General features: G+C 70.9%; 26 protein-coding genes. 14 read left to right on the top strand and 12 right to left on the bottom strand.

Annotated elements, in window-relative coordinates; all coding sequences use genetic code 11:
* Nucleotides 1-65: 65 nt before the first annotated feature.
* The 7 genes from DIZ27_RS03735 to DIZ27_RS03705 form a co-directional block, all read right to left on the bottom strand.
* The gene (locus DIZ27_RS03735; RefSeq protein ID WP_109376819.1) at nucleotides 66-479 is read right to left on the bottom strand and encodes an NUDIX domain-containing protein; all 414 of its coding nucleotides are present in this window, start codon (nucleotides 477-479) and stop codon (nucleotides 66-68) included.
* Between the two features lie 65 nt (nucleotides 480-544).
* Complete coding sequence (locus DIZ27_RS03730; protein WP_109376818.1) at nucleotides 545-733, bottom strand: SPOR domain-containing protein; 189 nt, start codon at nucleotides 731-733, stop codon at nucleotides 545-547.
* Nucleotides 734-1,138: 405 nt separating this feature from the next.
* Complete coding sequence (locus DIZ27_RS03725) at nucleotides 1,139-1,891, bottom strand: GntR family transcriptional regulator (RefSeq protein WP_109376817.1); 753 nt, start codon at nucleotides 1,889-1,891, stop codon at nucleotides 1,139-1,141.
* Nucleotides 1,892-2,038: 147 nt separating this feature from the next.
* The gene (locus DIZ27_RS03720) at nucleotides 2,039-3,310 is read right to left on the bottom strand and encodes a DUF4190 domain-containing protein (RefSeq protein ID WP_109376816.1); all 1,272 of its coding nucleotides are present in this window, start codon (nucleotides 3,308-3,310) and stop codon (nucleotides 2,039-2,041) included.
* Between the two features lie 251 nt (nucleotides 3,311-3,561).
* Nucleotides 3,562-5,142: a S8 family peptidase gene (locus DIZ27_RS03715; protein WP_109376815.1), complete on the bottom strand. Its 1,581-nt coding sequence runs from the start codon at nucleotides 5,140-5,142 to the stop codon at nucleotides 3,562-3,564.
* 521 nt (nucleotides 5,143-5,663) lie between these two features.
* Nucleotides 5,664-6,554, bottom strand: a complete 891-nt coding sequence (locus DIZ27_RS03710) for an SDR family oxidoreductase (protein ID WP_109376814.1) — start codon at nucleotides 6,552-6,554, stop codon at nucleotides 5,664-5,666.
* A 114-nt stretch (nucleotides 6,555-6,668) separates the two neighbouring features.
* A complete protein-coding gene (locus tag DIZ27_RS03705) occupies nucleotides 6,669-7,649 on the bottom strand; it encodes an SDR family oxidoreductase (protein ID WP_109376813.1) in 981 nt (326 codons plus the stop codon).
* 239 nt (nucleotides 7,650-7,888) lie between these two features.
* Between DIZ27_RS03705 and DIZ27_RS03700 the strand changes: the two genes are divergently transcribed.
* On the top strand, nucleotides 7,889-8,215 hold the full coding sequence (locus tag DIZ27_RS03700; protein WP_109376812.1) for a plasmid stabilization protein: 327 nt from the start codon (nucleotides 7,889-7,891) through the stop codon (nucleotides 8,213-8,215).
* 64 nt (nucleotides 8,216-8,279) lie between these two features.
* Here the strand turns inward: DIZ27_RS03700 and DIZ27_RS03695 are convergent, their stop codons facing one another.
* Nucleotides 8,280-9,410 carry an aromatic acid exporter family protein gene (locus DIZ27_RS03695; protein WP_181383361.1) on the bottom strand — a complete coding sequence of 377 codons (1,131 nt, stop codon included), beginning with the start codon at nucleotides 9,408-9,410 and terminating at the stop codon, nucleotides 8,280-8,282.
* A 310-nt stretch (nucleotides 9,411-9,720) separates the two neighbouring features.
* Here DIZ27_RS03695 and DIZ27_RS03690 point away from each other — a divergent pair, with 310 nt between their 5' ends.
* Genes DIZ27_RS03690 through DIZ27_RS03680 form a run of 3 tightly spaced genes read left to right on the top strand, consistent with a single transcriptional unit; the run spans nucleotide 9,721 to nucleotide 10,837 of the window.
* Complete coding sequence (locus tag DIZ27_RS03690) at nucleotides 9,721-9,888, top strand: cysteine hydrolase family protein (protein ID WP_181383360.1); 168 nt, start codon at nucleotides 9,721-9,723, stop codon at nucleotides 9,886-9,888.
* Nucleotides 9,885-10,355, top strand: a complete 471-nt coding sequence (locus DIZ27_RS03685) for an isochorismatase family cysteine hydrolase (protein WP_181383359.1) — start codon at nucleotides 9,885-9,887, stop codon at nucleotides 10,353-10,355. The genes DIZ27_RS03690 and DIZ27_RS03685 overlap by 4 nt, the downstream gene beginning before the upstream one ends.
* Nucleotides 10,352-10,837: an MFS transporter gene (locus DIZ27_RS03680; RefSeq protein ID WP_109376808.1), complete on the top strand. Its 486-nt coding sequence runs from the start codon at nucleotides 10,352-10,354 to the stop codon at nucleotides 10,835-10,837. The genes DIZ27_RS03685 and DIZ27_RS03680 overlap by 4 nt, the downstream gene beginning before the upstream one ends.
* A 261-nt stretch (nucleotides 10,838-11,098) precedes the next feature.
* Here the strand turns inward: DIZ27_RS03680 and DIZ27_RS03675 are convergent, their stop codons facing one another.
* The gene (locus DIZ27_RS03675) at nucleotides 11,099-13,279 is read right to left on the bottom strand and encodes a DEAD/DEAH box helicase (protein ID WP_109376807.1); all 2,181 of its coding nucleotides are present in this window, start codon (nucleotides 13,277-13,279) and stop codon (nucleotides 11,099-11,101) included.
* A 313-nt stretch (nucleotides 13,280-13,592) separates the two neighbouring features.
* Here DIZ27_RS03675 and DIZ27_RS48380 point away from each other — a divergent pair, with 313 nt between their 5' ends.
* From DIZ27_RS48380 to DIZ27_RS03630, 9 genes are all read left to right on the top strand, one after another.
* Entirely contained in the window at nucleotides 13,593-13,991 is a 399-nt protein-coding gene (locus tag DIZ27_RS48380) for a gas vesicle protein (protein ID WP_309074837.1), read from the top strand.
* On the top strand, nucleotides 13,981-14,913 hold the full coding sequence (gene gvpJ / locus DIZ27_RS03665) for a gas vesicle protein GvpJ (protein WP_258308219.1): 933 nt from the start codon (nucleotides 13,981-13,983) through the stop codon (nucleotides 14,911-14,913). The genes DIZ27_RS48380 and gvpJ overlap by 11 nt, the downstream gene beginning before the upstream one ends.
* 37 nt (nucleotides 14,914-14,950) lie before the next feature.
* Nucleotides 14,951-15,265: a gas vesicle protein K gene (locus DIZ27_RS03660; protein WP_109376805.1), complete on the top strand. Its 315-nt coding sequence runs from the start codon at nucleotides 14,951-14,953 to the stop codon at nucleotides 15,263-15,265.
* Complete coding sequence (locus DIZ27_RS03655) at nucleotides 15,262-16,089, top strand: GvpL/GvpF family gas vesicle protein (protein WP_109376804.1); 828 nt, start codon at nucleotides 15,262-15,264, stop codon at nucleotides 16,087-16,089. Before DIZ27_RS03660 ends, DIZ27_RS03655 begins: the two co-directional genes overlap by 4 nt.
* 287 nt (nucleotides 16,090-16,376) lie before the next feature.
* A complete protein-coding gene (locus DIZ27_RS03650) occupies nucleotides 16,377-16,763 on the top strand; it encodes a CPCC family cysteine-rich protein (RefSeq protein WP_109376803.1) in 387 nt (128 codons plus the stop codon).
* A complete protein-coding gene (locus DIZ27_RS03645; protein ID WP_109376802.1) occupies nucleotides 16,760-17,491 on the top strand; it encodes a HEAT repeat domain-containing protein in 732 nt (243 codons plus the stop codon). Before DIZ27_RS03650 ends, DIZ27_RS03645 begins: the two co-directional genes overlap by 4 nt.
* Before the next feature lie 3 nt (nucleotides 17,492-17,494).
* The gene (locus tag DIZ27_RS03640) at nucleotides 17,495-18,127 is read left to right on the top strand and encodes a DUF6000 family protein (RefSeq protein WP_181383358.1); all 633 of its coding nucleotides are present in this window, start codon (nucleotides 17,495-17,497) and stop codon (nucleotides 18,125-18,127) included.
* Between the two features lie 271 nt (nucleotides 18,128-18,398).
* Entirely contained in the window at nucleotides 18,399-18,665 is a 267-nt protein-coding gene (locus DIZ27_RS03635) for a hypothetical protein (RefSeq protein ID WP_109376801.1), read from the top strand.
* Nucleotides 18,662-19,054 carry a twitching motility protein PilT gene (locus DIZ27_RS03630; protein WP_065002042.1) on the top strand — a complete coding sequence of 131 codons (393 nt, stop codon included), beginning with the start codon at nucleotides 18,662-18,664 and terminating at the stop codon, nucleotides 19,052-19,054. Before DIZ27_RS03635 ends, DIZ27_RS03630 begins: the two co-directional genes overlap by 4 nt.
* Nucleotides 19,055-19,230: 176 nt before the next feature.
* Here DIZ27_RS03630 and ychF read toward each other — a convergent pair whose 3' ends face one another.
* Nucleotides 19,231-20,319 carry a redox-regulated ATPase YchF gene (gene ychF, locus DIZ27_RS03625; protein ID WP_109376800.1) on the bottom strand — a complete coding sequence of 363 codons (1,089 nt, stop codon included), beginning with the start codon at nucleotides 20,317-20,319 and terminating at the stop codon, nucleotides 19,231-19,233.
* Between the two features lie 183 nt (nucleotides 20,320-20,502).
* Between ychF and DIZ27_RS03620 the strand changes: the two genes are divergently transcribed.
* Entirely contained in the window at nucleotides 20,503-21,105 is a 603-nt protein-coding gene (locus tag DIZ27_RS03620; RefSeq protein WP_109376799.1) for a DUF6542 domain-containing protein, read from the top strand.
* Between the two features lie 51 nt (nucleotides 21,106-21,156).
* Here DIZ27_RS03620 and ppgK read toward each other — a convergent pair whose 3' ends face one another.
* Both ppgK and DIZ27_RS03610 read right to left on the bottom strand, forming a co-directional pair.
* Entirely contained in the window at nucleotides 21,157-21,903 is a 747-nt protein-coding gene (ppgK, locus tag DIZ27_RS03615; RefSeq protein ID WP_109376798.1) for a polyphosphate--glucose phosphotransferase, read from the bottom strand.
* A gap of 81 nt (nucleotides 21,904-21,984) precedes the next feature.
* Nucleotides 21,985-23,019 (bottom strand): 4-hydroxy-3-methylbut-2-enyl diphosphate reductase, encoded by a 1,035-nt coding sequence (locus DIZ27_RS03610; protein WP_109376797.1) that lies wholly within the window; start codon nucleotides 23,017-23,019, stop codon nucleotides 21,985-21,987.
* Nucleotides 23,020-23,121: the final 102 nt, after the last annotated feature.

The following is a 23,121-nucleotide window of genomic DNA, read 5'->3' as shown; positions in this document are numbered from 1 at the left end:
CGAAGGGCCCCACCGCGCGTCAAGCGGCGGGGCCCTCGATCGGGTACGGGGTCGGGGCGGGTGGTCTAGGCGAGTTCGCCGGTGGCGGCCAGATCGTCGAAGAGCAACTGGTCCACTGGCGGCACCAGTTCCCGGTCGGCGTACGAGAACCAGGCCATCTCCTCGATCTCGCTGCTCGGCTCCGGCTCCCCCTCGCCCTCGGCGGTGTAACAGGCCATCCGGACGACCGCGCCCTTTGGAAGGCCGGGGGTCCCGAGGGTCCCGGGGATCGCCGCCTCGTACGTGCCCACGTGGACGGCCGTGTCCGGGTCGAGTGCGACCGCGAGCTCTTCCCTGATCTCCCGCAGCAGCGTCTCGACGTCGCTCTCCGCCCCCTCGCGCTTGCCGCCGGGGATGTAGAAGACGTCCTTCCCGCGCGGGCGCGCACACAGGATGCGGCCCTTCTCGATCCGCACCCAGGCCACCGTGTCGATCAGCACCGAACCCGTCCCGTTTCCGCTCGTTCGAACCACAGTCGAGCGGGACCCTACCGGGACGCGTGACGTCAGTCGGCGGTCGTCGCGTTCTGACCGATGCGCTCGACCCAGTACAGCTGCTTGTGCCCGCGGCCGTCGAGACTGTCCGCGATCTTCTGCGCCTCGGCCCGGGTCGCGTACCGGCCCACGCGGTACCGGTTGCCGTTGTCGTCCTGCCGCACCACGAGCCAGGGAAGCGTGGCCGTGCCGTCGCTCATCGCGCCCCTCCACTTCCCGCCCGCGACCTGCGTCGCGCCCAGCCCGGTAAGGAAACCCCAATCCGCATATGCCCGAGCCTACGCCTTACCTTTACGCAGCGAACATGGGTTTGCACAAAGAGGTACGCAACCAGCCAGTACCCAGGGGGCGCACGGTGGCGAACGCGCCGTACGCAAGCCCGACGTATCCGGTCAGCGGCATGCCGCCCCGGCTCCCCCAGCTCGGGGGCCACCTGCGAGAACGGCCAGATTTCTACGTCGCCCGACCAGGCATGCCGCCGCCCCGCCCCCGTCCGGACGCAGGGACGGGGCGCAGGCGGGGCGCAGAGGGAGCACTCCGGGCCCGGCGACGGCTCCGGGGCGATCTCCCGGGGCCGCCGCCCGCGATGTCCCGGGACGGGGCGGCTACCTCACCGGGAGGTGGTACGCGACCCGGTAGCGGTCGGCGGGGATCACCACGTCGGCCGTCTCGACCGGGCGGCCCGAGGCGTAGTACGTGCGCCGGACGACCAGGACGACGTGACCGGGGACGCCGCCCAGCGACGCCAGCTCCTCGGCGAGGCCGGGGCGGGCGCCGACCTCCTCGGTGACGTTGTCCACGATCACGTCGATGGCTCGCATGCGCTCGACCACGCCCATACCGCCGAGCGGCCCCTCCTCGGGCAGCATCACGGGCGTCCGGCCGGTCAGGGCGAGCGGCTCCCAGGAGGTGGAGAGCATCATCGGCTCGCCGGCCTCCCGGAAGAGGTACCGGGTGCGCATCACCCGGTCGCCCGGCTCGATCCCGAGCCGCTCGGCGACGGCCCCGCAGGCATCGGCCTGCGCACTGCTCGACTCCCAGGTGCCCTGCACGCTCCCGTCCGCCTGCTCCTGCCGGAACGGGGTGGCGCCACGCTCCGGACGGAACCCCGAACGGGCGATGCGCCGGGGGACGGGCCGCTCCCGGACGTAGGTCCCCGAGCCGGAGCGGCCCTCGACGAGGCCTTCCGCCATGAGCACCTTGCGCGCCTCCAGCGCGACCGTGTCGGAGACGCCGTACTCCTCGCGGATCCTCGCCTGGGACGGGAGGCGGGTGTGCGGCGGCAGCCGACCGTCGACGATCTTCTTACGGAGATCACCCGCGACGCGCAGATATGCCGGCTGCTCACCGAATGTCACTGGCCGCTCCCGTCAGGTTGTACAGATAGCGACAGGGTGGCAACCGTGGGTTGTACCGGGCAAGTAAAGGCCAGAGAATCACTCGAAGTGATGACGGACCCTTGCCGGGGTCTTTACCCAGGCACTTTCTCCCCGCTGTGGAAGCCCTCACACCTCGAGACTGCCGTCATCGGCCCCGTCGTTCCCGCCTCCGGTCCCACTCTCGCTCCCGCTCTCGCCCTCGTCGAACGTCGGCGGGATGGTGGCCAGGCCCAGAGCCTTGCGCGCGGTGACCGTCTTGCGGGCATCGATGAGCTCCCATCCCTCAGCGGAGTGCTCGTAGAAGGCGTCCAGGCCGTCGGCCTCGGCGGCCTTCGCCCATGCGGCCTCGGCCTTCTCGAGCTCACCGACGAGTTTCGTCACCGGCCGCTCGGCGTCGGCGGGCCACTCGTGCTCCCGCAGCATCCCGCTCTGCTGGGCGAGCGCCTCGGACATCTGCCCCGCCCACTTCTGGTTGCCGGGCAGGTCCTCCTCGGCCTCCTCCAAGGGGATCTGGTCCAGCGCCGCGTTGAGTACGTGCGTGGCCTTCAGATAGGCCACCTGGTCCGCGTCGAGCGTGCTCTCGTCCCGGCGCAGCGACCCGGTGAGGGTGGCGTCCGCGTCCCGGTTGCCGAACACACAGGTGATCACGCGGTCGCCGTAGTCCCAGCTCTCCCGGGACGGCGTGATGTGGTACACGTCCACGTCGGACGGCAGGGCCCAGGCGTCCATGGCGTAACCGTCCTGGAGGGCGTAGCACCGGTCGTCGGCGGTGTCGACGAGGCTGTCGTCGCCCGGGAAGGCGCCGTCGGGCAGGGTGACGAGGGCGAAGACCTCCCCGTCGTGCTCCTGCGAGCAGGGCACCTGGTCGGCCTCGATCGCCCAGCCCACCAGTCCGTCGGGCGAGTCGAAGCAGTCGCCCTCCTCCAGGGCGAGGACCGTGTTGCCGCGCGCCCCCTCCTTGAAGCCCTCCCAGAAGTCGGCCGCGGCACCGGTGGAGAGCGACAGCACCCACAGCGCCAGCCCGACGGAGGACAGCACGGATCCGGCGATCGCCATGCCCCGGCCGCGCTCCGAGCGCCGACGGATCTGCCACAGCGCGATCAGCCCCAGCACGAGCCCGACAGCCGGCAGGAAGCACAGCAGGCCGCACACGAGGGCGGCGATGGCGACCCCGTTGACAGTGCCGCCGGCGGCCGGGGGCTGCAGCCCGTAGGGGCCGTACGGGGGATAAGGGCCCTGGGGGCCGTGGAGGCCTTGAGGCCCGTAGGGGAACTGCGGTGGCGGAGGGGCCCCTTGCGGCTGCGGAGCAGCGTACGGGCCCTGGGGGTACTGCCCCTGGGCGTGCGGGCCCGGGAAGTCCTCGGGCTGACGGGGCCCGGGGGGCGGGGGTATGGACACGGGTGCCGTGCTCCTGGTTCTGCCGTGCTGATGCGGAGAGGTGCATCCGCTGGACGCGGGCCGACATACGGCTCCGCGCGCATCGTAAGCGGGCTGTACGCGGGGCCCGTCGGGGTGCCCCCGGTTCGGGCCGGGCCGGGTCCGCGGGGCTGCGTACCTCTCAGGACCTCTCAGGACCTCTCACCGCATGCCCGTGCCCCGCCGCGGGGGCGGGGCACAGGAACAGCATTGACGCGGGGTCAGGCCCTACGTCAGAACTGCAGGGCCCAGCCGTTGAGCCGGCCGGTGTCCCACCACGAACGGTCGCTGACGCGCAGCTTCCACGTGCCGTTCGCGGTCTCCGAGGAGGCATCGACCGTGTACGTGGTGTTGATGTCGTCCGCGCTGCCGCCGGTGCCGTACGACTTCAGCGTGTACGCCGTGCCGTCGGGGGCGATCAGCTGGACCTGGAGGTCACCGATGTAGGTGTGGGTGATGTCCACGTCGACGGCCAGGTCGGACGGTGCGTTGCCGGAGACGCCCGAGACGGTGATCGGGGACTCGACGGTGGAGAGGTCGTTGATTGTGTAGTCGGTGGTGTTCTCGAAGCGGTCACCGGTGGGCGGCGGGGTGGTGCCGCCCTCCCCCACGTTCAGCAGGAGGTTGGGGGAGCCGCTGCCCGGGTTGCCGACGACGCCGGTGGTGGCGGCGGCCGTCAGCGCGGAGGAGACCTGGGCAGGGGTGGCCGAGGGGTTGGCGGCCAGGTGGAGGGCGGCCGCTCCGGCGGCGTGCGGGCTCGCCATGGACGTACCGGAGATGGTGTTGGTGGCCGTGTCGCCGGTGTGCCAGGCGGAGGTGATGGAGGAGCCGGGCGCGAACACGTCGAGGATCGAGCCGTAGTTGGAGTAGCTGGCGCGGGCGTCGCTGGAGGTGGTGGCGCCGACGGTGATCGCCTCGGCGACGCGGGCCGGGGACTTGGTGGAGGCGTTGGTGGACTCGTTGCCCGCCGCGACGACGAAGGTGACGCCGGAGGCGACCGCGTTGCGCACGGCCGTGTCGAGGGCGCTGTCGGCACCGCCGCCGAGGGACATGTTGGCGACGGCGGGCTTGACCGCGTTCCGGGCGACCCAGTCGATGCCGGCGACGACCTGGGCGGTGGTGCCGGAGCCGGAGTTGTTCAGCACGCGGACGCCGACGACCTTCGCCTTCTTGGCCACGCCGTAGGCGTTGCCGGCGACGGTGCCCGCGACGTGGGTGCCGTGGCCGTTGCCGTCCTGGGCGGTGTTGTCGTTGTCGACGGCGTCGTAGCCGTAGGAGGCACGGCCACCGAAGTCGCTGTGCGTGATGCGGACGCCGGTGTCGATGACGTAGGCGGTCACGCCCTGCCCGGCCGAGTCCGGGTAGGTGTACGAGTTGTTCAGCGGCAGGTTCCGCTGGTCGATGCGGTCCAGGCCCCAGGAGGGCGGGCTGGGCTGGGTGGCGGTGATGTGGAAGGTGCGGTTCTGGATCACCGAGGCGACGGCCGGGTCGGCGGCGAGACGTTTCGCCTCGGCCTCGGAGGCCTCGACCTCGTAGCCGTTGAGGGCCTTGGTGTAGGTCCGCTCGATCTCGGCCCCGTACTTCTCCGCCAGGGCGCGGCCCTTGGCGGAGCCGGCCTTGGCCTCGTCCGCCTTCAGGGTCACGATGAAGCTGTCGGCGACGGCGTTCGCCGCGCCCTCGTACTGGATGCGGCCTTCGGCAGCGGCGGGGGCCGCGCCGGCGGGGAGTGCGGCGACGAGCCCCGCCACGAGCGCCGCGCTGGTCGCGACGCCGAGGGTGGCCATTCTTCGCCGGGGGTGACGCATCACTGCCATGTGAGGGTTCCTCCTCAGTCGGTGGTGCGTTGCTGTGGGGGGATGGTGCGGTCGACGCACGTGCTGCGCCGGTGGCACAGCGGGTCCACTATTGACCTGCTCATGTCAACTCTCTGTGACCGGTCAACTCCGTGCGCCAGATGAAAGATTGAGGGTTCCACAGGAATCGCACAAGGGCCCTGCGCGAACGAAACAGACCCGCCATGCGCGCGTCATATTCCCGCCGGGCCTTCGACGGCGCTTCTCCGGCGGCGCACCACGTCACGCGAAAGACCCCGCCGAACGCCCTCGAGCGAACACACGAAAGCCGCACCTCGGTCGAAGTGCGGCACGGTGAACACGAGATCACCGCGGGGCCTCGCCAGGCTCCGCGAACGGGTCCGAACGGTCGAGGTCCTGGGCGGCGACGTCAGCGCGGGCCGGCGGGCGGGCAGCGGTCTCGTCGTACGGGCCTGCCCACCCGCGGGACGGCCGTCGTGCCGCTCCCGCCGGTGGCCGGCCGTAGCAGCCCCCTCATGGGGTCAGGGCAGGGGCGTACCGCCCGTCGCGTTGAGGATCTCCGCGGTGATGAAACCGGCCTGCGCCGAGGCCAGATAGACATAGGCCGGTGCCATCTCCGCCGGCTGGGCGGGGCGGCCGAGAGGGCTCTGTTTGCCGAACTCGGCGGTGTCCTCCAGCGTCGCGGGGATCAGCGGGGTCCACACGGGCCCGGGCGCCACGGCGTTCACCCGGATCCCGTCGGACGCGAGCATCTGGGCCAGGCCCTGCGTGAACGTGACGATCCCCCCCTTCGTCATCGCGTAGTCGAGGAGATGGGGAGTGGGCTTGTAGGCCTGGACGGAAGCGGAGTTGATGATCGAGCCGCCCGCCGGGATGTGCGGCAGGGAGAACTTGCACAGCCAGAACATGCCGTAGAGGTTGGTGCGCACGACCCGGTCGAACTGCTCGGTGGAGATACTGCCGATGCCCTTCGGCTGAGCCATCTGGTAGGCGGCGTTGTTGACGAGGACGTCGATGCGCCCGAATTCCGCCACGGCCCTGTCGACCAGCGACCGGCACTGGGACTCCTCGCGGATGTCGCAGACGACGGCCACGGCGCGCCGGCCCGCCTCCTCCACGAGCCGCGTCGTCTCGCGCGCCTCGTCCCCTTCCTCCCGCAGATGGGTGAACAGGACGTCGGCGCCCTCCCGGGCGAACGCGAGGGCGACCGCTCGGCCGATACCGGAGTCGCCCCCGGTGACCACGGTCTTCCGGTCCTTCAGCAGCCCGCTGCCGCGGTAGGAGTCCTCGCCGTGGTCGGGCGGCGGGTCCATCGGACCGGTCCAACCCGGGTGCGGCTGGTCCTGCGAGGGAAAGTCCGGCTGCGGGTGCAGGCCGGTGGGGTCCTGCGGTGCCTCGTTCCCGTCCGTCATCGTGTCGCCTTCCTGTTCATGTCGTCCCCTGCTCGCGCCGCACTCCGTCCGCGCAGCACTCCGTCCGCGCCGCACTCCGTCCACGTCGCGTTCTGTCCGCCTCGCGCTCGGCCGTCACACGGAACGCTGGTTGTACGCCCTCGACGCGCGATCGTTGAGCGCGCTGCCCCATGCGCGGACCCTGCGCGCCACCGGATGGGACGGCGGTCCGACCTCGGCACCCCTCCGGAGCCCTCGCGGGCCGCCTCCGGCAGACGGCAGCATGCGGGCGGCCAGGGCGGTGGCCCGGGTGGTGAGCGTCGGCGCCACACCGTGCGCGAGGCCGGCCGCGCGGGCGGCGGGCGTGAGCACGATGCGCGTACGCCGCCGCTGGATGCCGCGGACGATGGCCTTCGCCGCCCGGCCGGCGTCCATGGACACCAACGGCATGCCCGCCAGCGTCGAGAACCAGGCGAACTCCTTCTCCTGCTCGCCCCCGAAAACGGCGTGCAGGTGCGAACCGGTGCGCATGAGGCCCGGATGGACGGCGGTGACGGTGACGCCGTCGCGGGCGGCTTCGGCGTAAAGCCCTTCCGCCAGCGTTCCCACGGCGGACTTGGCGCAGGAGTACGGCAGCAGGTGCGGGGCGGCGAGCAGCCCGCCGACCGAACCGATCAGCGCGAGCCGGCCGCCGGCCGGACTCCTCCGCAGATAAGGCAGCGCCTCCAGCGACGTGTGCAACGCGCCGTAGAAGATCGTGTCCATCGCGGACCGGAACTCCTCGGCACCGACGGCCTCCACGGGCGCCACCTGGATGATCCCCGCGTTGGCGATCACCAGGTCGACGCCTCCGCAGTCCCGGGCGGTTTCGCCGAGCACGTCCCGCACGGCCGCACGGTCCCGCACGTCGCACACCGCTGTACGGATGCGTGCCCCGCGGCGTCGGCGGAGCAGTTCCGCCGCCAGGGTCAGCTCTTCGCCGTCCCGGGCGACCATCGTCACGGCGCAGTGCCGAGCGGCCAGCTCGTCCGCGAGGAGCAGCCCCAGCCCCCGCGAGCCGCCGGTGACCACGGCTGACAGTCCCCGGATGGACGGGGCGGCGGTCAGAGGTGACATCACGGCCTCCTTGTACGGTGCGCGGCCCGCGCGGCTTCCTGGCGTTGCGGATCGGGGTGCCTCGCGGACGAGTGCCCATGTCGTGCGCGGTTAACGCCTGCGGCACGACGCGGTGGAGCAGCGCGGTGCGGTGCGGCAGCGCGGTGTGGCATGCCGCTGGTTGCGGGTACCCGCAGAGCGCCAGTGCCTGTGACATCCATGTGAGACATGTGAGACATGCGAGACAGAGGAGACGCGTCATGCCGTCCGGATCGAGCGCCAAGCGAGAGCGGCAGTACGAGCACATCAAGGAGAGCGCCGAGGAGCGCGGCAGGTCGGAGGAGCGTGCGAAGGAGATCGCCGCACGCACGGTGAACAAGGAGCGTGCGCGTTCGGGTGAGGCCAAGACCTCGAGCAAAACCTCCACACAGGACCCGAAGTCCGCCTCGCAGCGTGGCGGAGAGCGTTCCCACAGGGGTGCGCAGGGCCCCACGAAGGACCAGCTCTACGAAGAGGCGAAGAAGAAGAACATCGAAGGCCGTTCGTCCATGAACAAGCAACAACTGCGCAAGGCCGTCGGGCGCTGACCGCCCACGCCGAAACGGGCCGGCAGGGCCGCCCCGCGGCCCTGCCGGCACCGCGCGCCCGCCTCTACCGCTCCGGTGCGGGCGCGCGGCGCCGGCGTTCAGCCGCGTTCGCCAGTTCGCAGAGGAGCTGGTGGGTCTCGACGACGAGTTCGCCGCCCGTGGCGACCGCCGCTCCTTCTTCCCGCTGGATGTCCGTGATCAGTGCGTCGTGGGCGGTCAGCGCTTCTTCCAGTGCGGCATCCCGCCGGTCCTGCTGCGCTGCGGAGGGGGACCGTCCGGCCTGCTCCAGGATCTCCGCGTCCACGCGACACACGGTCGCCGCCTGCCCCAGCACTTCGGCACAGCGGGCCAGGCACGCGGAGGAGGGGGCCACCAGGCGCGGCTCGTCGCCGGCCGCGCCGTCGAGGGTGCGGGTGATGGCGACGAGATGACCGCTGATCCGCTCCCAGGCCACGTCCGCTTCGGCCGGGGGCAGCGCGGGACCGTTGCGGCGCATCCGCCGCCCGGGGTTGAACCGGTAGCTCTCCGAGGTCCACCGCCTGGCATCGGCCAGGGCCTGCACCGTCCCACCCAGCCGCCGGGCGCGGTCGTGCCACTGCGCGGCGTCCGAAAGCCCGTCCTCCTCACGGAGCCCCTCGGCCACCGAGGCCAGTAGCTCCCCACTGTGGTGGACCAGCCCATGAAGGTTCTCCCGCACACTGCGCAGATGCACCGGCGGCAGCACGAACGCGTTGACCGCAATGCCGACCACGGCACCGATCAGCGTCTCGAGCAGCCGGTGGCCGACGTCTCCCGCTGCGGACGCGCCGTAGGTGATGACGAACAGAGCCGTGGTGGCGCCGTAGATGCCCTGGCTGCCCAGTCGGCGGTAGTTGCCGATCAGCACCAGGGGCGGCAGGGTGAGGGCCATCGCGCCCAGGGTGGAATTCCCGGCGACGGCCAATGCCGCCGAAGCCCACAGCGTGCCCACCACGATGACGGCGAACTGCTGCACCCCCGAGTGCACCGACCGGTAGACGGTGCTCGCCACCAGCACGATGGCGGTCCAGGGTGCCAGCAGGGCCATCGGCGCTTCGAGCCACCATCCGGTCAGCGCCCAGGCGGCGATCGCCGCGCCGGCGGCCTTGAGCGACTGCACCATGGTGTCCCGTTCGGGGCCCGGACGCCTCAGCGCGGAACGTGCGCTACGGCCCACTGCGGCAAGCTCCCACCCCAGCGTGCGAGCCACCCTTCGAAGCCACGCTGCCAACCGATCTTCCTCCTGTTCCACGTCCGATCTCTCCCGGCCGCCGCCGTGGCGCGGCCCGCGCGCCGGCAACACCCCCGCCCCTTCGCCTCGGCGCGAGTACCCCGGCGCGGCCCGGGACACGCGCACCCGGCCGGCCGGGACGGTATAAAGAATTCCTATATCCGAGGAAACACTCTTCGCGGCTAGGCTCATGCCTCAATCATCCGGGCCGGTATCCAGACCTTCCGCATTTCGCCGCGCAAAAGGAGTCCATCCGTTGAACGCGATGTGGCGAGTACAGCCGAAGAATACGGCACTGCTCGTGATCGACATGCAGAACGATTTCGTTCCGGAGGGGCATCCGATGGAGGTGCCGATGGCACGCCGGAGGATACCGGAGATGCAGAAGGTCATTACCGGATGCCGGGAGGCCGGCATCCGGTGATTTACACCCAGCACATTCTGCTCGGCACGTTCGACGTGTCGCCGCTGGAATCCACCTACAATCCGGCGCTGCTGACCGCGGGCATGCGCGGCAGCACGTTCGGCGCGCAGGTCGTCGACGCCCTCGCACCGGAGCCCGAGGACGTCGTCGTCCAGAAGCACCGCTACGACGCCTTCCACAACACGCGGCTGGAAAGCGTACTGGCCGGCGTCTCGGGCCTGCGCCAGGTGGACACGGTGATCATCATCGGCACCCTCACCGAGGTCTGCTGCGATTCCACCGCGCGCGGCGCGTACATGCGCGACTTCAAGGTGGCTTTCGTCGCCGACGCCACCGGAGCGCGCAGCGACGCGGCACAGAAGGCGACGGAGGACACCATGGGCACTTTCTTCGGCCGGGTCCTCGACAGCGGAGAGCTGGTCACGGAAATCCGTGAAAGCGAAAGCAGAGAAGGAAGAGCGGCATGACAACAAAAGAGTACGACATCCGCTATGAGCGCTCGGCTTTTCTGCTGCTGTCCCTGGGATTCGGTCTCGTCGGCCTGGACCGCTGGATCATCAGCCCGCTCTTCCCCTCGATGATGAAGGAACTCGGGCTCGACTATCAGGACCTGGGCAACATCATCGGCGTCCTCGGTCTGGCCTGGGGTTGTTCCTCCCTCCTCATGGGCGGTCTCTCCGACCGGCTGGGACGGCGCAAGGTCCTGGTCGGTTCGATCGTGTTCTTCTCGGTCTGCTCGCTGCTGACCGGCATGGTCGGCGGGCTCGTCAGCCTGCTCCTGGTGCGGGTCGTCATGGGCGTCACCGAGGGGGCGTTCTCCCCGACCGCGGTGGCCGCCACGGCGGAGGCTTCGCGGCCCGAGCGGCGAGGGTTGAACATGGGCATCCAGCAGAGCACCTTCGCCCTGTTCGGGGTCGGCCTGGGGCCGGACCGGGTGACCCGCGCGTGAGCGCACCGTCAGCTCGACCAGCTCGATCTCGGTCGCCGTCTCGGACACGCAGGCCCAGGCCCCCACCAGCAGCAGCCCCAGGAGCAGCACCCACCGGAACACCGGACCCGCCCCCGCCGTCCTCACCGACCCACCCCGGCACCCCGCGCCCGTTCGACGCGGCCCAGTGTCCCCGCGGACGACGGACTTGATCAACGACGGTCCCGGGCAGTGGACGGCCCGTCGACGACCGGGCCGGTGGGCCGCCGCTCTCCCTGCCGCTCATTCGGGCGCTGTGGGCCTCCCGTCGGTCATGCCCAGGCGTGCCTGTTCCTCCTCGACGATCCGGCGCGCCAACTCGGTGTCCGAGACGTCGACCGCGTCCGGGGTGGCTTCGGCCACGGCGCTGCGGCGTGCGTAGGCGTCGAACAGGCGGGTCTTGTCCTCCAGCATCCTCACCATGCGTTCGTCCACTCCCCCGGTGGCGAGGAGTCGGTGCACGCAGACCGGCCTGACCTGACCCATGCGGTGGGCCCGGGCCACCGCCTGGTGCTCGAGGGTCGGCTTGATCTGGGGTTCGCAGATGATGACGACCGAGGCGGCCTGCATGTTGAGGCCGACGCCCGCCGCCTGGATCTGCGCCAGGAGCACCGCGGGGCCCGGGACACCGGCGAAGTCGTCGACGATCTGCTGCCGTCGTCCGGCCGGGACGCCTCCGGTGAGCGGACCGAACACCGCGGTGCCGGCAGCGGGTCCTGCGTCGAGTGCCTCCTTCACCACGCCCAGGACGTCCTTGAAGTTGGAGAAGACCACTGTCTTCTGCCCGTTCTCACCGGCCTCCTGGACGATCTCCCGGAGCCGGTCCAGCTTGGCCGACTTCCCGGGGCGCAGGTACGCGGCCCTGCGCATCGCCATGAAGTTGCCGGCGCGCACGGCCTCACGGTATGCCTCCTCGTCCGAGGCGCTCAGCTCCTCCCACTCGTCGGTCTGCTGGAGACTCGGCAGTTCCGTCAGCACGTCCTCCTGGTTGCGTCGCAGGTAGACCGGGGCGACGGCCTTGCGGAAGGCGACCGATCCGGCCAGCGCGTCCCGCTCGCCCAGGGATTCCGCGACGTCGCCGTCGAGCATCCGGACCAGATTGCGGAACTCCACGACCCTGTTCTCCATCGGGGTTCCGGTCATGAAGAGGACGCGCTCGCAGTGCTCCGCCCACAGGGCGACCGCCTGGGACCGCTTGGCCTTCGGGTTCTTCACACAGTGCGCCTCGTCGACCACGATCAGTCCGACCTCTCCGCCTCCCGGCGCGGGAAATCCCCGCAGCGCGTCGAACGTGGTCACCCCGACCCCGCCCCGCCCTTTCCAGTCGGCGAACGCGTCGTGCCGGTCGGGGCCGTGGAGCACCATGGCGCGCAGTGCGCTGCGGGTCTCGATCTCCCGGGTCCAGTTCACGAGGACGCTCGCCGGGCAGACGACCATGAAGTGGCTCTGCCCCTCGGCGGCCAGATGTGCCAGCACGGCGATCGCCTGGATGGTCTTGCCGAGCCCCATCTCGTCGCCGAGTACTACCTTGCGCTGCGCGAGGGCGAACCGCGCGCCGAACGCCTGGTAACCGCGCAGGGAGACCCGCCGGTGGGAGTCGTCGAGATGCTGGGTCCGTACCCGCTCGGCGATCTCGTCGGGCAGGAACCCCTCGGCGGCGGCCGCGTCGGGCAGCCGCCCGGAGATCTCGGCGAGCAGGCTGTAGTACTCGGCCGAGCGGAGCTCGAAGTCCACCCAGGCCGCGACGTCGGACGAGGGCCCCCGCAGCAGGTCCACCGAAGCCTGGGCGAGCAGTCCGGGCAGGCCCGCCTGCTCCTCCTCGTCCACCAGCACCCGGATCCCGGTGACCGCGGCCAGCGCGCGCGCCCTCTTCTCCCGGCCCGCCATGAGCATCCGGAAACGCCCGGCGGCGGGCCTGGCATCGGCCAGCAACGGACCGAGCCGCTCCGACAGCGCGGTGGCTTTGTCGACGGCGCGCCGGGCGTCCGGTCCGGCCTCCACCAATACGTGCAGGGCCCCGACGAGCGCAGTGGTGCTCGGTTCCGGCCGGTCCACGTCGATGTGGACGGCCACGGTCTCGTGCGCGGCCTCGGAAAGCCGGCGGGCGGCGGCGAGCATCTGGTCGACGGTGCGCTGCCCGACACCGGGAATCTGCCGCAACCGGTAGGGACCCGCTTCGAGCACACTGCCCACCGTGCGCAGTCCGCTCTTCTCGACGCCCCCCAGTCGGAGCCGCCCTTCGGTGACGTCCTGCAGCCGGGCGACGGGGATGGCGTCGAGTTCCCGCTGCACCGCCGCGTCGTGGATCGGCCTCAGTGCCGCCCGCACCGCCTCGACGGCCCTGCCGTGGTCACCGACCACCGCCTGCGCCGCCTCGTACAGTCGCGCTCCCCTCACGACCGTGTCCCGCTCACCCCGCCCCACGCTTCCCGCCCTTCCCTCGCCCTCCCCGCATCCTCCCACCGCCCGCACCGGGCCCCGCCGGACGTCCGCGGTGCGCTGCGGATCGTCCCGGCCCCACGCGCTCTCGGCCCCGGGCCCGGGTGTGTGCCGGGTGTGTAAGTGACAGGAGAGCGGACAAACGCGCGGAATGAGCAACTATCCCGAGAGGACCGTCCCGAGCGACAGCAGGTCCCCGTCCACGGTCTCGTGGCGCGGCCCGTCCCAGGGTGGGGTTCCGGGTGCAGGCCCGTCCCCGATGCGGCCCCGGCGGGACGGCGACGGCAGCCTCGCTCACGTGGTGGAAACCCTGCTGGACAAGGGCCTCGTGCTCAACGCCGACATCATGGTCTCGGTGGCCGGGGTGGAACTGCTGGGCATCCGGCTGCGCGCGGCGCTGGCCTCTTTCGAGACGGCTGCCCGCTACGGGCTGGAGTTCCCGTCCGGCACGGACACGGAGACCGCCGCGTGGCGCCGTACACGCGAGGAGAAGGAGACCTGCCCGGCCTGCGGCAAGCGCGCCCCGGTCGAGCAACTGCTGGACGAGTGGTGCCCCTGGTGCGGGTGGCGCAGCGCGCAGGCCCAGGTGCGGAGCCGCTCCGAGCACACACTCCCGGCGGCGGTGTCCGAGCGCCGGGAGGAGTCCACCACCACCGACGACGAGAGCGAGGGCGAGGCGGAACGGCGTGACGGCTGACCTGGCACCGATGCGCCCCACGCGGGATCCGCGGGTCACCCTGGACGACCTGCTGGAAGTCCTGTTGAACAAGGGCGCGGTCCTGCACCTCGACCTGATCGTCGCCGTGGCCGACATCCCGCTGATCGGCGTCTCCGTCCGGGCGGCCGTCGCCGGAATGGAGACGATGCTGGAGTACGGGATGATGCGCCACTGGGACGAGGACACCCGCGCCTGGGCCGAGCGGTCCGTCGCCCGCCGTGCCCTCGACCTGGGGGAGGACGAGAACATCGTCTGCCGGATGAGCGGCGGCCACCTCCTGACGGAGGGCCTCTACCACGGATGGCGGCCCGGCACCGTCTACCTCACCGACCGGCGCCTCGTCGTCCTGCGGGACGAACCGCGGGAGATCCTGTGGGAGACCGGACTCGACGCCGTCACCGCCGTGCGTCTCGAACCGGAGAGGACGGTGGGGGGCGAGGAACGGCTGCGCCTGGACGTCGCCCTGGCCGACGGCGGTCGGGAACGCCTCTCGGCCCGGGAGCCCGGAGAACTGCACGCCCTCCTCACCGAGGCGTGCGCGGGCCGCCCGGTGGCCGCCCTCCCGTTCACGCCCCCCGTCGAAGAGGATCCGCCTTTCGTCGAGGGGCACCTGTGGTACCACGAACCGCGCCGGGGCGGGCCGTTGTGGCGCGGCGGTCAGGGGCGGCTGACCGCCGACAGGCTGGTCTGGAAGTCTCCCGTGGATTCCCGGCCGGCGCTCGTGCTGTCCACGGCGGACATCACCGCGGTGCGACAGGTGCCCGCGTACAGCCCTGCCGGGGAGGGCTGCGTCCTCGCGGTGCACACCGCCACGGGCGACGAGGTGAGGCTGGCCGCGGACGATCCGGCGGCCTGGGCGGAACGGCTGCGCGCGACGGGGCCCGTGGCGGCGACCGGATGAGCGGGCGAGCACGACAGCAGGAGGAGGGAGAGCCGACATGCCGTTGACCGTCGACGAGAAGAGCCTCAAACACGGGGTGCTGTCCTTGGTGGTCACCTTGGTGGAGGTCATCCAGGAGGCGCTGGACCGCCAGGCGCTGCGCCGCATGAACGGCCACGACCTGACTCCGCAGGAGGCCGAACGCCTGGCGAACGCCCTGCTGGAACTGGACGAGGCGCTGGAGCAGATCAAGGAGGACCACGGCATCGTCTCCTCGGTCGCCGACCTGCACAGGGGGCTGGACGAGGTGGTCGACGACGTCGTGGACAAGCTGATCAACCCGCAGCGCTGGGCGGAGGAGGCAGACGGATGACCGAGCACACCGCGCTGTACGTGTACGCGCTGCTCCGGGACCGGCCGGACGCGGCCGACGGCGTCACCGGGATCGACGGCCACCCGCTGCGGCTGGTGCGCGTTCCCGGCACCTCCGTCGCGGCACTGGTACACGACGCTCCGCCGGCTCCTCTCCAGGGCAGCGACGAACAGGTGCGCCGCTGGGTGGAGGAGCAGAGCCGAGCGGTGAACACCGTGTGGGAACGCACCGGCAGCGTCCTGCCGATGACCTTCAACGTCCTGGTCGCCGAGGAGCCGCCGGCCGAGGGGCGGCCCGCGGCCGGGCGGAGCGCCGAACGGCGCCTGACCGAGTGGATCACCGAGCAGGCGGCGGACATCGCGGGCCGGTTGGAGGAACTGGCCGGCCGGTGCGAACTGCGGGTCGACATCACCGTGGACCACACGGCCGTCACCACGGACGAAGCGGGAGAGGACGCGCCCGAGGGCCGGCCGGACGGTCTGTCGCCCGGCATGCGCAGGCTGATGGCCAAGCAGCGGGAGCACCGGGCCCGCAACGCGGCCGGACGGCTCGCCGACACCCTGCACGCCGAGACCAGGCACCGTCTGCTGTCCATCGCCGAGGACTACCGCAACCGCGGCCCCACCCACCGTGCCGCGGACGAGACGGACGTCCTGTGCGCCGCCCTGCTCGTCGGACGGGAGGACATCGACACCGTCGGCACCGTGCTGGCCGACCTGCGGGCCCGCCGACCCGCCGTCCGCATCCGCTTCCTGGGCCCCTGGCCCCCGTACTCCTTCATCGACACCCGGCACCGCACACAGGCGGCAGAAACGGCCCCTTGAGCGTCCGTGAACGAACTGATCACCGCCAGCACTCGGCGTCCTACGTTCCCGCCAGGCACCGACATGGCGATGCTGCGCCCACTCACACGTTGAAGCGGAACGCCTGCCATCCGATCCTGACCTGCGGCGGCGCCCCGCCCAAGCCTCTGAACAGGGCTTTCACCGTTGACTGCGTTGGGTTCCGACGGCTGTCCACGAACGTCTTGCGGACTCTCTGCGGACCGGCGGACCGCCACTGGCCTGGAAATACATGGCACCGGGGACAGCAGGTCAATGAGACTACGCAGGTGAGCCGCCACTACCCCTGTCCTTGCTGTGGGCATCTCGTCCTGGACGAGATGCCCGGCTCGTACGCCATCTGCCCCGTCTGCTTCTGGGAGGACGACGCCATCCAGTTCCGGTGGCCCACCATGGACGGCGGGGCGAACAAGGTCTCCCTCATCGAGGCCCAGCACAACTACCGGGACTTCGGTGCCTGCGACCAGCACGGCCGACGGTTCGTCCGACCCCCGACAGCGGACGAACCGCCCGATCCGGCCTGGCGCCCGATCGACCTCACCCGGGATTCCTTCGAAGTCTGGGGAACGGAGGACTGGGCCCCGTGGCCGACGGACCCCTCCGTCCTCTGCTGGTGGCTGCCCACCTTCTGGCGCCGCGACCAGCCGGTGTCATGACCGCCCACATCAAGAGACTCGTCCAGCAGCTCGACGGAGAAGCCGGCGAGTCCTACGACGCCCGCGCGGAGCTGATCTGGATAGGCTCCGACGCCATCCCCGTCATCGTCGACGGCCTGCCTTCCCTCGGCGGCTTCGGGCAGCTGACCGCCATCGAGGTCTTCGAGGAAGTGGGCGCTCCCCACTGCGGCCCCGCCCTCATCAGACTGCTGGACAGCGACGACCCGACCGTCCGCGAATGGGCAGCCATGGCCCTGGCCAACCTGGAGATCGACGACTCCATCGAGCCCCTGCGCCGCGCCTACCGCGCCTGCCTGGAACGGCAGACCCCGCCCGACTGGACCGAGCCCAGCGGCATCCGCTGGGCCTTGACGGAACTCGGCGCCCGCACCCCGGTCGTCCCGCCGCTCACCGCGCGCCTACGAGCCAGCGCTGCGGACGACGCTCCTGGCTGGCCCTCGGCCCACTTCGCCGAGATCATCAACGACCTTGCCGACCACGCCCAGGTGATCCTCTGCTCCCAGTTCTGGCGGGTGGACGCCGGCCGCACGTACGGCATCTCCGGCACCGGCCTGGAGTGGGAGCTCGACTGGGCGGCGCCCTGGGAGCACCTGGTCGAGGAGTCCCGCACCTGGTCCCTGCTGGAAGCCTCCGAAGCCCCCGCCGGCGACACCATCTTCGTCGCTCCCACCTGGATCGACCGTACCGACCTGTACCCGGAGAGGTGACCGATGCCGTTCCAGCACCCCGAGGAGACCAGCTACGGCCAAGTGGTCGAGCGCTACGTGACGAGGACGTACGCGGGCCTCCCGCGCTACCTCGTACTGAACGGCGGACGCTTCCTGAGCCCCCGGTGGTGGCACACCACCCGCTTCACCCGACACCTACTCAACGACGCCGCCGCGATCACCGACGAGGAACTGGAAGCCCTCCTCGGGTACGAATGGCGCTCACGTCTCACAGCCAGCTGGCTGATCGGCGTCGACCGCCGTGACCGGTTCCGGGCGCGCATCGGCGACCTGCTCCTGGCCAGTGAGGTCTGCTACTCCGGCAGCGCCTACTGCTTCGCCCTGGCCCGCCTCGGCACCCACGCCGACGCCGAGATCCTCACCGCGTACCTCGACCGCTACCTCCCCCGCACCGACCTCCGCTACGACCAGCCCGCCGCCCTCGGCGCCCTCCTCCGCCTCGACGCCCACCTCGGCACCCACCACGCCGACCACTTCATCCAGCCCGAAGGCCTCTGGGACCGGTGGGTCCAGGCCCTGGTCCACCCCCGCGACCACCCCGGCTGCACACCCGCCGAACAGCACCGCCGGACCAACCTCCAGCTCGACTTCGCCAACGGCTGGACCCGCCCGTAGCCAGTGTGAACCGCTATTTCGGGAGTGTCGCATCACCGGCCCTGTCTCCCATACGGTGCCGGTCCTGCTCGATCGCGCGTCCGCGACTGCTCCCCTTGAAGCTCGGACCAGGCACATCAGCAATGACTTTCCGTTACCACCGCATGTGAGACAGGGCCGTTAAAGTGACACACCCAGACCCGGTGGTCGAGCGGAAGAGGCCCAGGGGGTCATCCCCCCACCTCCTCGAAACCCGCCCCACATCGACGCCATACAGGGGTATGGTATTGGTATGGCTACCAAGAAGGTGACGATCACCCTCGATGAATCCTTGGTCGCGGCCCTGGCGGGCGCCGCCGAGGAAGAAGGCATCCCGCTGTCCCGGCTCGTCGCCGGAGCAGCTGAGCGAGAGTTGCGGCTGCGAGCCGGACGGGCCGTGGTCCAGGAGTGGCAGGCGGAGCACGGAGGCTTCACCCCCGAAGAGCTCGCCGCCGCCCGCTCTGAGATGGCCGACGCCGACGCCGAGTACCTCAGCAGCTCGAGGGCCTCGGCCGCGTGAACATCCCCTATCTGTACGACGCCGGTGCGCTCATCGCCATCGACAACGGCGACCGGCACATGTGGGCCCGCCACCATCTGGCTCTGGAGGACGGCCGGGACATCCACGTCCCCTCTGTCGTCGTGAGCCAAGCCTGGCGGGACGCCCGGCGCCAGGTCCGGCTCGGCAAGTTCCTCGCCGGATGCGATGTCGCGCCCGTGGGCCTGGAGACCGCCAAGGCTGCGGGCATCCTGTGCGGCAAAGCAGGCACTGCCGACGTCGTCGACGCCACCGTCGTCGTCATGGCCGCCACACTCGGCGCCATCATCTGGACCTCCGACCCGGACGACATCCGCACCCTCATCGACGCCCAGGACATCAAGCCCGCCCCCGTCATCCGCACCGTCTGACCTCCCGTGCTCCCCGGTCGACACCCGGCCGGAGGGTCAGCACCAAGTCAGCACACGACCCGGAAACAGCCCACATCCGCAGGAGGAAACAGGAAGGGGCCAGACCCAAAGATCTGGCCCCTGACCTGGGGTTTCCTACCCCGACCAGCCGCTTCCGGCGATCAAGGAATCAGGCGCTACACGTTGAAGCGGAACTCCACCACGTCGCCGTCGCGCATGACGTAGTCCTTGCCCTCCATGCGGGCCTTGCCCTTGGCGCGGGCCTCGGTGACCGAGCCGGTTTCGACGAGGTCGGCGAAGGAGATGACCTCCGCCTTGATGAAGCCCTTCTGGAAGTCGGTGTGGATGACTCCGGCGGCCTCGGGGGCGGTGGCGCCGCGCTTGATGGTCCAGGCGCGGGACTCCTTCGGGCCGGCCGTGAGGTACGTCTGCAGGCCGAGGGTGTTGAAGCCGACGCGGGCGAGGGTGGCGAGGCCGGGTTCCTCGGCGCCGACCGACTCCAGCAGCTCCATCGCGTCCTCCTCGTCCAGCTCGGCGAGGTCCGCCTCCAGCTTGGCGTTGAGGAAGATCGCCTCGGCGGGTGCGACCAGGGCGCGCTGCTCGTTCTTGAAGTCCTCGTCGGTCAGCTCGTCCTCGTCGACGTTGAAGACGTAGAGGAAGGGCTTGGTGGTGAGCAGGTGCAGGTCGTGCAGGAGCTCGTCGCGCTCGCTGCCCTGGAGGATGCCGTGCGCGAAGAGCGTGTCGCCCTTCTCCAGGATCTCCTTGGCCTCCTCGACCGCCTTGACCTTGGGCGCGATGTCCTTCTTGATCCGCGACTCCTTCTGCAGGCGCGGCAGGACCTTCTCGATGGTCTGCAGGTCGGCGAGGATCAGCTCGGTGTTGATCGTCTCGATGTCGTCCTTCGGCGAGACCTTGCCGTCGACGTGGACGACGTTCTCGTCCTTGAAGGCGCGGATGACCTGGCAGATCGCGTCGGACTCGCGGATGTTCGCCAGGAACTTGTTGCCGAGTCCCTCACCCTCGCTGGCGCCGCGCACGATGCCCGCGATGTCGACGAAGTCGACCGTCGCCGGGAGGATCCGCTGGGAGCCGAAGATCTCCGCGAGCTTCGTCAGGCGGGCGTCGGGGACGCCGACCACGCCGACGTTCGGCTCGATGGTGGCGAACGGGTAGTTGGCCGCCAGCACGTCGTTCTTGGTCAGGGCGTTGAACAGGGTCGACTTGCCGACATTCGGCAGGCCGACGATTCCGATCGTGAGCGACACGTTGCGACTTCCCGTACGTGAGGTTGGGGGACTGAGGCCCCGCCGACTGGGCTGCGTGGGCCGATCCACCAGTCTACGGCGTGCCCGCCCTCACCCCGGCGATCCGTCGAACGTCTGGACGGTCTTCGCTTCCCGGCGTGTCTGACGGGCTATTCAGCACATAAACAGACCTAAGTTGGTCCAGTGGAGCAACACAGGACGCGACCCGCCCGGTACGGACCGCGACGCGACAGGCCGCCCCGGCCGCCCCGGCCACCGCTGCCCCCGCAGGCGGGGCGGGCACCCGGGGGCGGGGTCGCGCGGTCCGCCCGGCCCGCCGCCCGCCCGGTGCCGGGCCGGCCGGCCCGGGCGCGGCGGCCCGCTCCCCCTGCCGCCCGGCACCTGCCGAACCCCCGGCTCACCGGGCTGGGCGGAGGCCTCTTCTGCGGGTTCGTGATGCTGACGCTCGGGTTCCTCGTCGCGCTGCTGTTCGGGTCGGTCCAGACCGTGTACGGCGTTCTGTTCCTGCCGGTGTGCGTGCTGACGGCGCTGTGGGTGCGCGAGGGGGACCTGCTCACCGCGCCCGTGATCGTCCCGATCGCCTTCGCCCTGGGGCTGCTTCCCCTGGTCGACGACGGCGGGAGCGGCGGCTGGCTGATGGGCATGGTGACCGGCCTCGCCACCCAGGCCGGCTGGCTGTACGGGGGCACCCTCGTCGCCGGTGCGACCGTGCTCGGCCGGAGGATGCGCACGATCCGCGTGATCAACCGCCGGGCCGCCGCCGCCCGGAGCCGTCTCCGGGCCTGAGCGGCTCCCCGGTCCGGAGCCGACTCCGGGCCCGATCCGTCGGGCGTCGCGTCACATGCCCGTGGCCGCCCGCATCGCCGCCCCGACGATGCCCGCGTTGTTCTGCAGCTGCGCCGGGACGATCTCGGCCTTGATGCCGTGGATGTGGTGCAGGAACTTGTCGGACTTGCGACTGACGCCGCCGCCGATGACGAAGAGCTCCGGCGAGAACAGCATCTCCACATGGGCCAGGTACTTCTGCACCCGGCGCGCCCAGTGCTCCCACGTCAGGTTGTGGTCCTCCTTGGCCTTGCTGGAGGCACGCTTCTCCGCCTCGTGGCCGTTCAGCTCCAGATGGCCGAGCTCCGTGTTGGGGACGAGGAGGCCGTCCACGAACACGGCGCTGCCGATCCCCGTGCCGAAGGTCAGCAGGACGACCGTGCCCCGGCGGCCCCGGCCGGCGCCGAAGTGCACCTCGGCGATGCCCGCCGCGTCCGCGTCGTTGACCACCGTCACGGGCATGCCGCCGAGACGGTCACCGAGCAGCATGCGCGCGTCGGTGTCGATCCAGCCCTTGTCGACGTTGGCCGCCGAACGGACCGTGCTGCCGTCGGTGACCACACCGGGGAAGGTGACCCCGACCGGCCCGGACCAGCCGAAGTGGTCGACGACCTCCTTGACGCCGTCGGCCACCGCGTCCGGCGTCGACGGCTGCGGGGTGAGGACCTTGTGGCGCTCCTGCGCGAGGTCCCCCTTGTCCAGGTCGACCGGGGCACCCTTGATGCCGGAACCGCCGATGTCCACACCGAAGATCTGCATGAACCTACGGTATGCCGGACGGCGGACGGTCACCGAACCGGATACCGCCGCCCTCCGGAACCCTCCGAAACCTTCACGGGGTCACCCCGCGGAGTTCGCCCCCTGCTCGTCCGACCCGGTGCCGCCGCGTTCCGCCACCAGCGCCGCCGCCTCCTCGCGCAGGTCGCGGCGCAGCTCCTTCGGCAGCGAGAAGATGATGGACTCCTCGGCGGCCTTGACGATCTCGACGTCCTCGAAGCCGCGCTGCGCGAGCCATTCCAGGACCTGCTCGACCAGCACCTCCGGCACCGAGGCGCCCGAGGTCAGGCCGACCGTGGAGACGCCCTCCAGCCAGGCCTCGTCGATCTCGTCGGCGAAGTCCACCAGGTACGCCGCGCGGGCGCCCGCGAGCTTGGCGACCTCGACCAGCCGCTTGGAGTTGGAGGAGTTGCGCGAGCCGACCACGATCACCAGGTCCGCCTCGGCGCCCATCTGCTTGACCGCGAGCTGACGGTTCTGCGTGGCGTAGCAGATGTCGTCGCTGGGCGGGGAGATCAGCTGGGGGAACTTGTCCTTGAGCGCGTCGACGGTCTCCATGGTCTCGTCGACGGAGAGCGTGGTCTGGGAGAGCCAGACGACCTTCGACGGGTCGCGGACCTCGACCTTGGCGACGTCCTCGGGGCCGTCGACGAGCTGGATGTGGTCGGGCGCCTCGCCGGAGGTGCCGATGACCTCCTCGTGGCCCTCGTGCCCGATCAGGAGGATGTCGTAGTCCTCCTTGGCGAACCGGACCGCTTCCTTGTGCACCTTGGTGACCAGCGGGCAGGTCGCGTCGATGGTGGCGAGCCGGCCGCGCTCGGCCTCCTCGTGGACGACGGGGGCCACGCCGTGCGCGGAGAACATGACGATGTTGCCCGGGGGGACCTCCTCCGTCTGCTCGACGAAGACGGCGCCCTTCTTCTCCAGGGTCTGCACGACGTACTTGTTGTGCACGATCTCGTGCCGGACGTAGACGGGGGCCCCGTACTGCTCGAGGGCCTTCTCGACGGCGATCACGGCGCGGTCCACGCCCGCGCAGTAGCCCCGGGGGGCGGCGAGCAGGACACGGCGGCCAGACGAAGCGGTCATGCGTCCCATCGTAAGGGCCATGCCCGGCGGGCCGGTGATCGCGTCCGGTAAGCGGTGCGGGCCGGTGGACGCCGGCGGGGGAGGAGGGCCTGCGTCGCCTGCGGGTGAGGG

Source organism: Streptomyces sp. NWU339, assembly GCF_003143855.1.
In the GTDB taxonomy this organism is placed as follows: domain Bacteria; phylum Actinomycetota; class Actinomycetes; order Streptomycetales; family Streptomycetaceae; genus Streptomyces.
The sequence above is the reverse complement of the archived record's forward strand: the minus strand, read 5'-3'. Positions and strand labels throughout refer to the sequence as shown.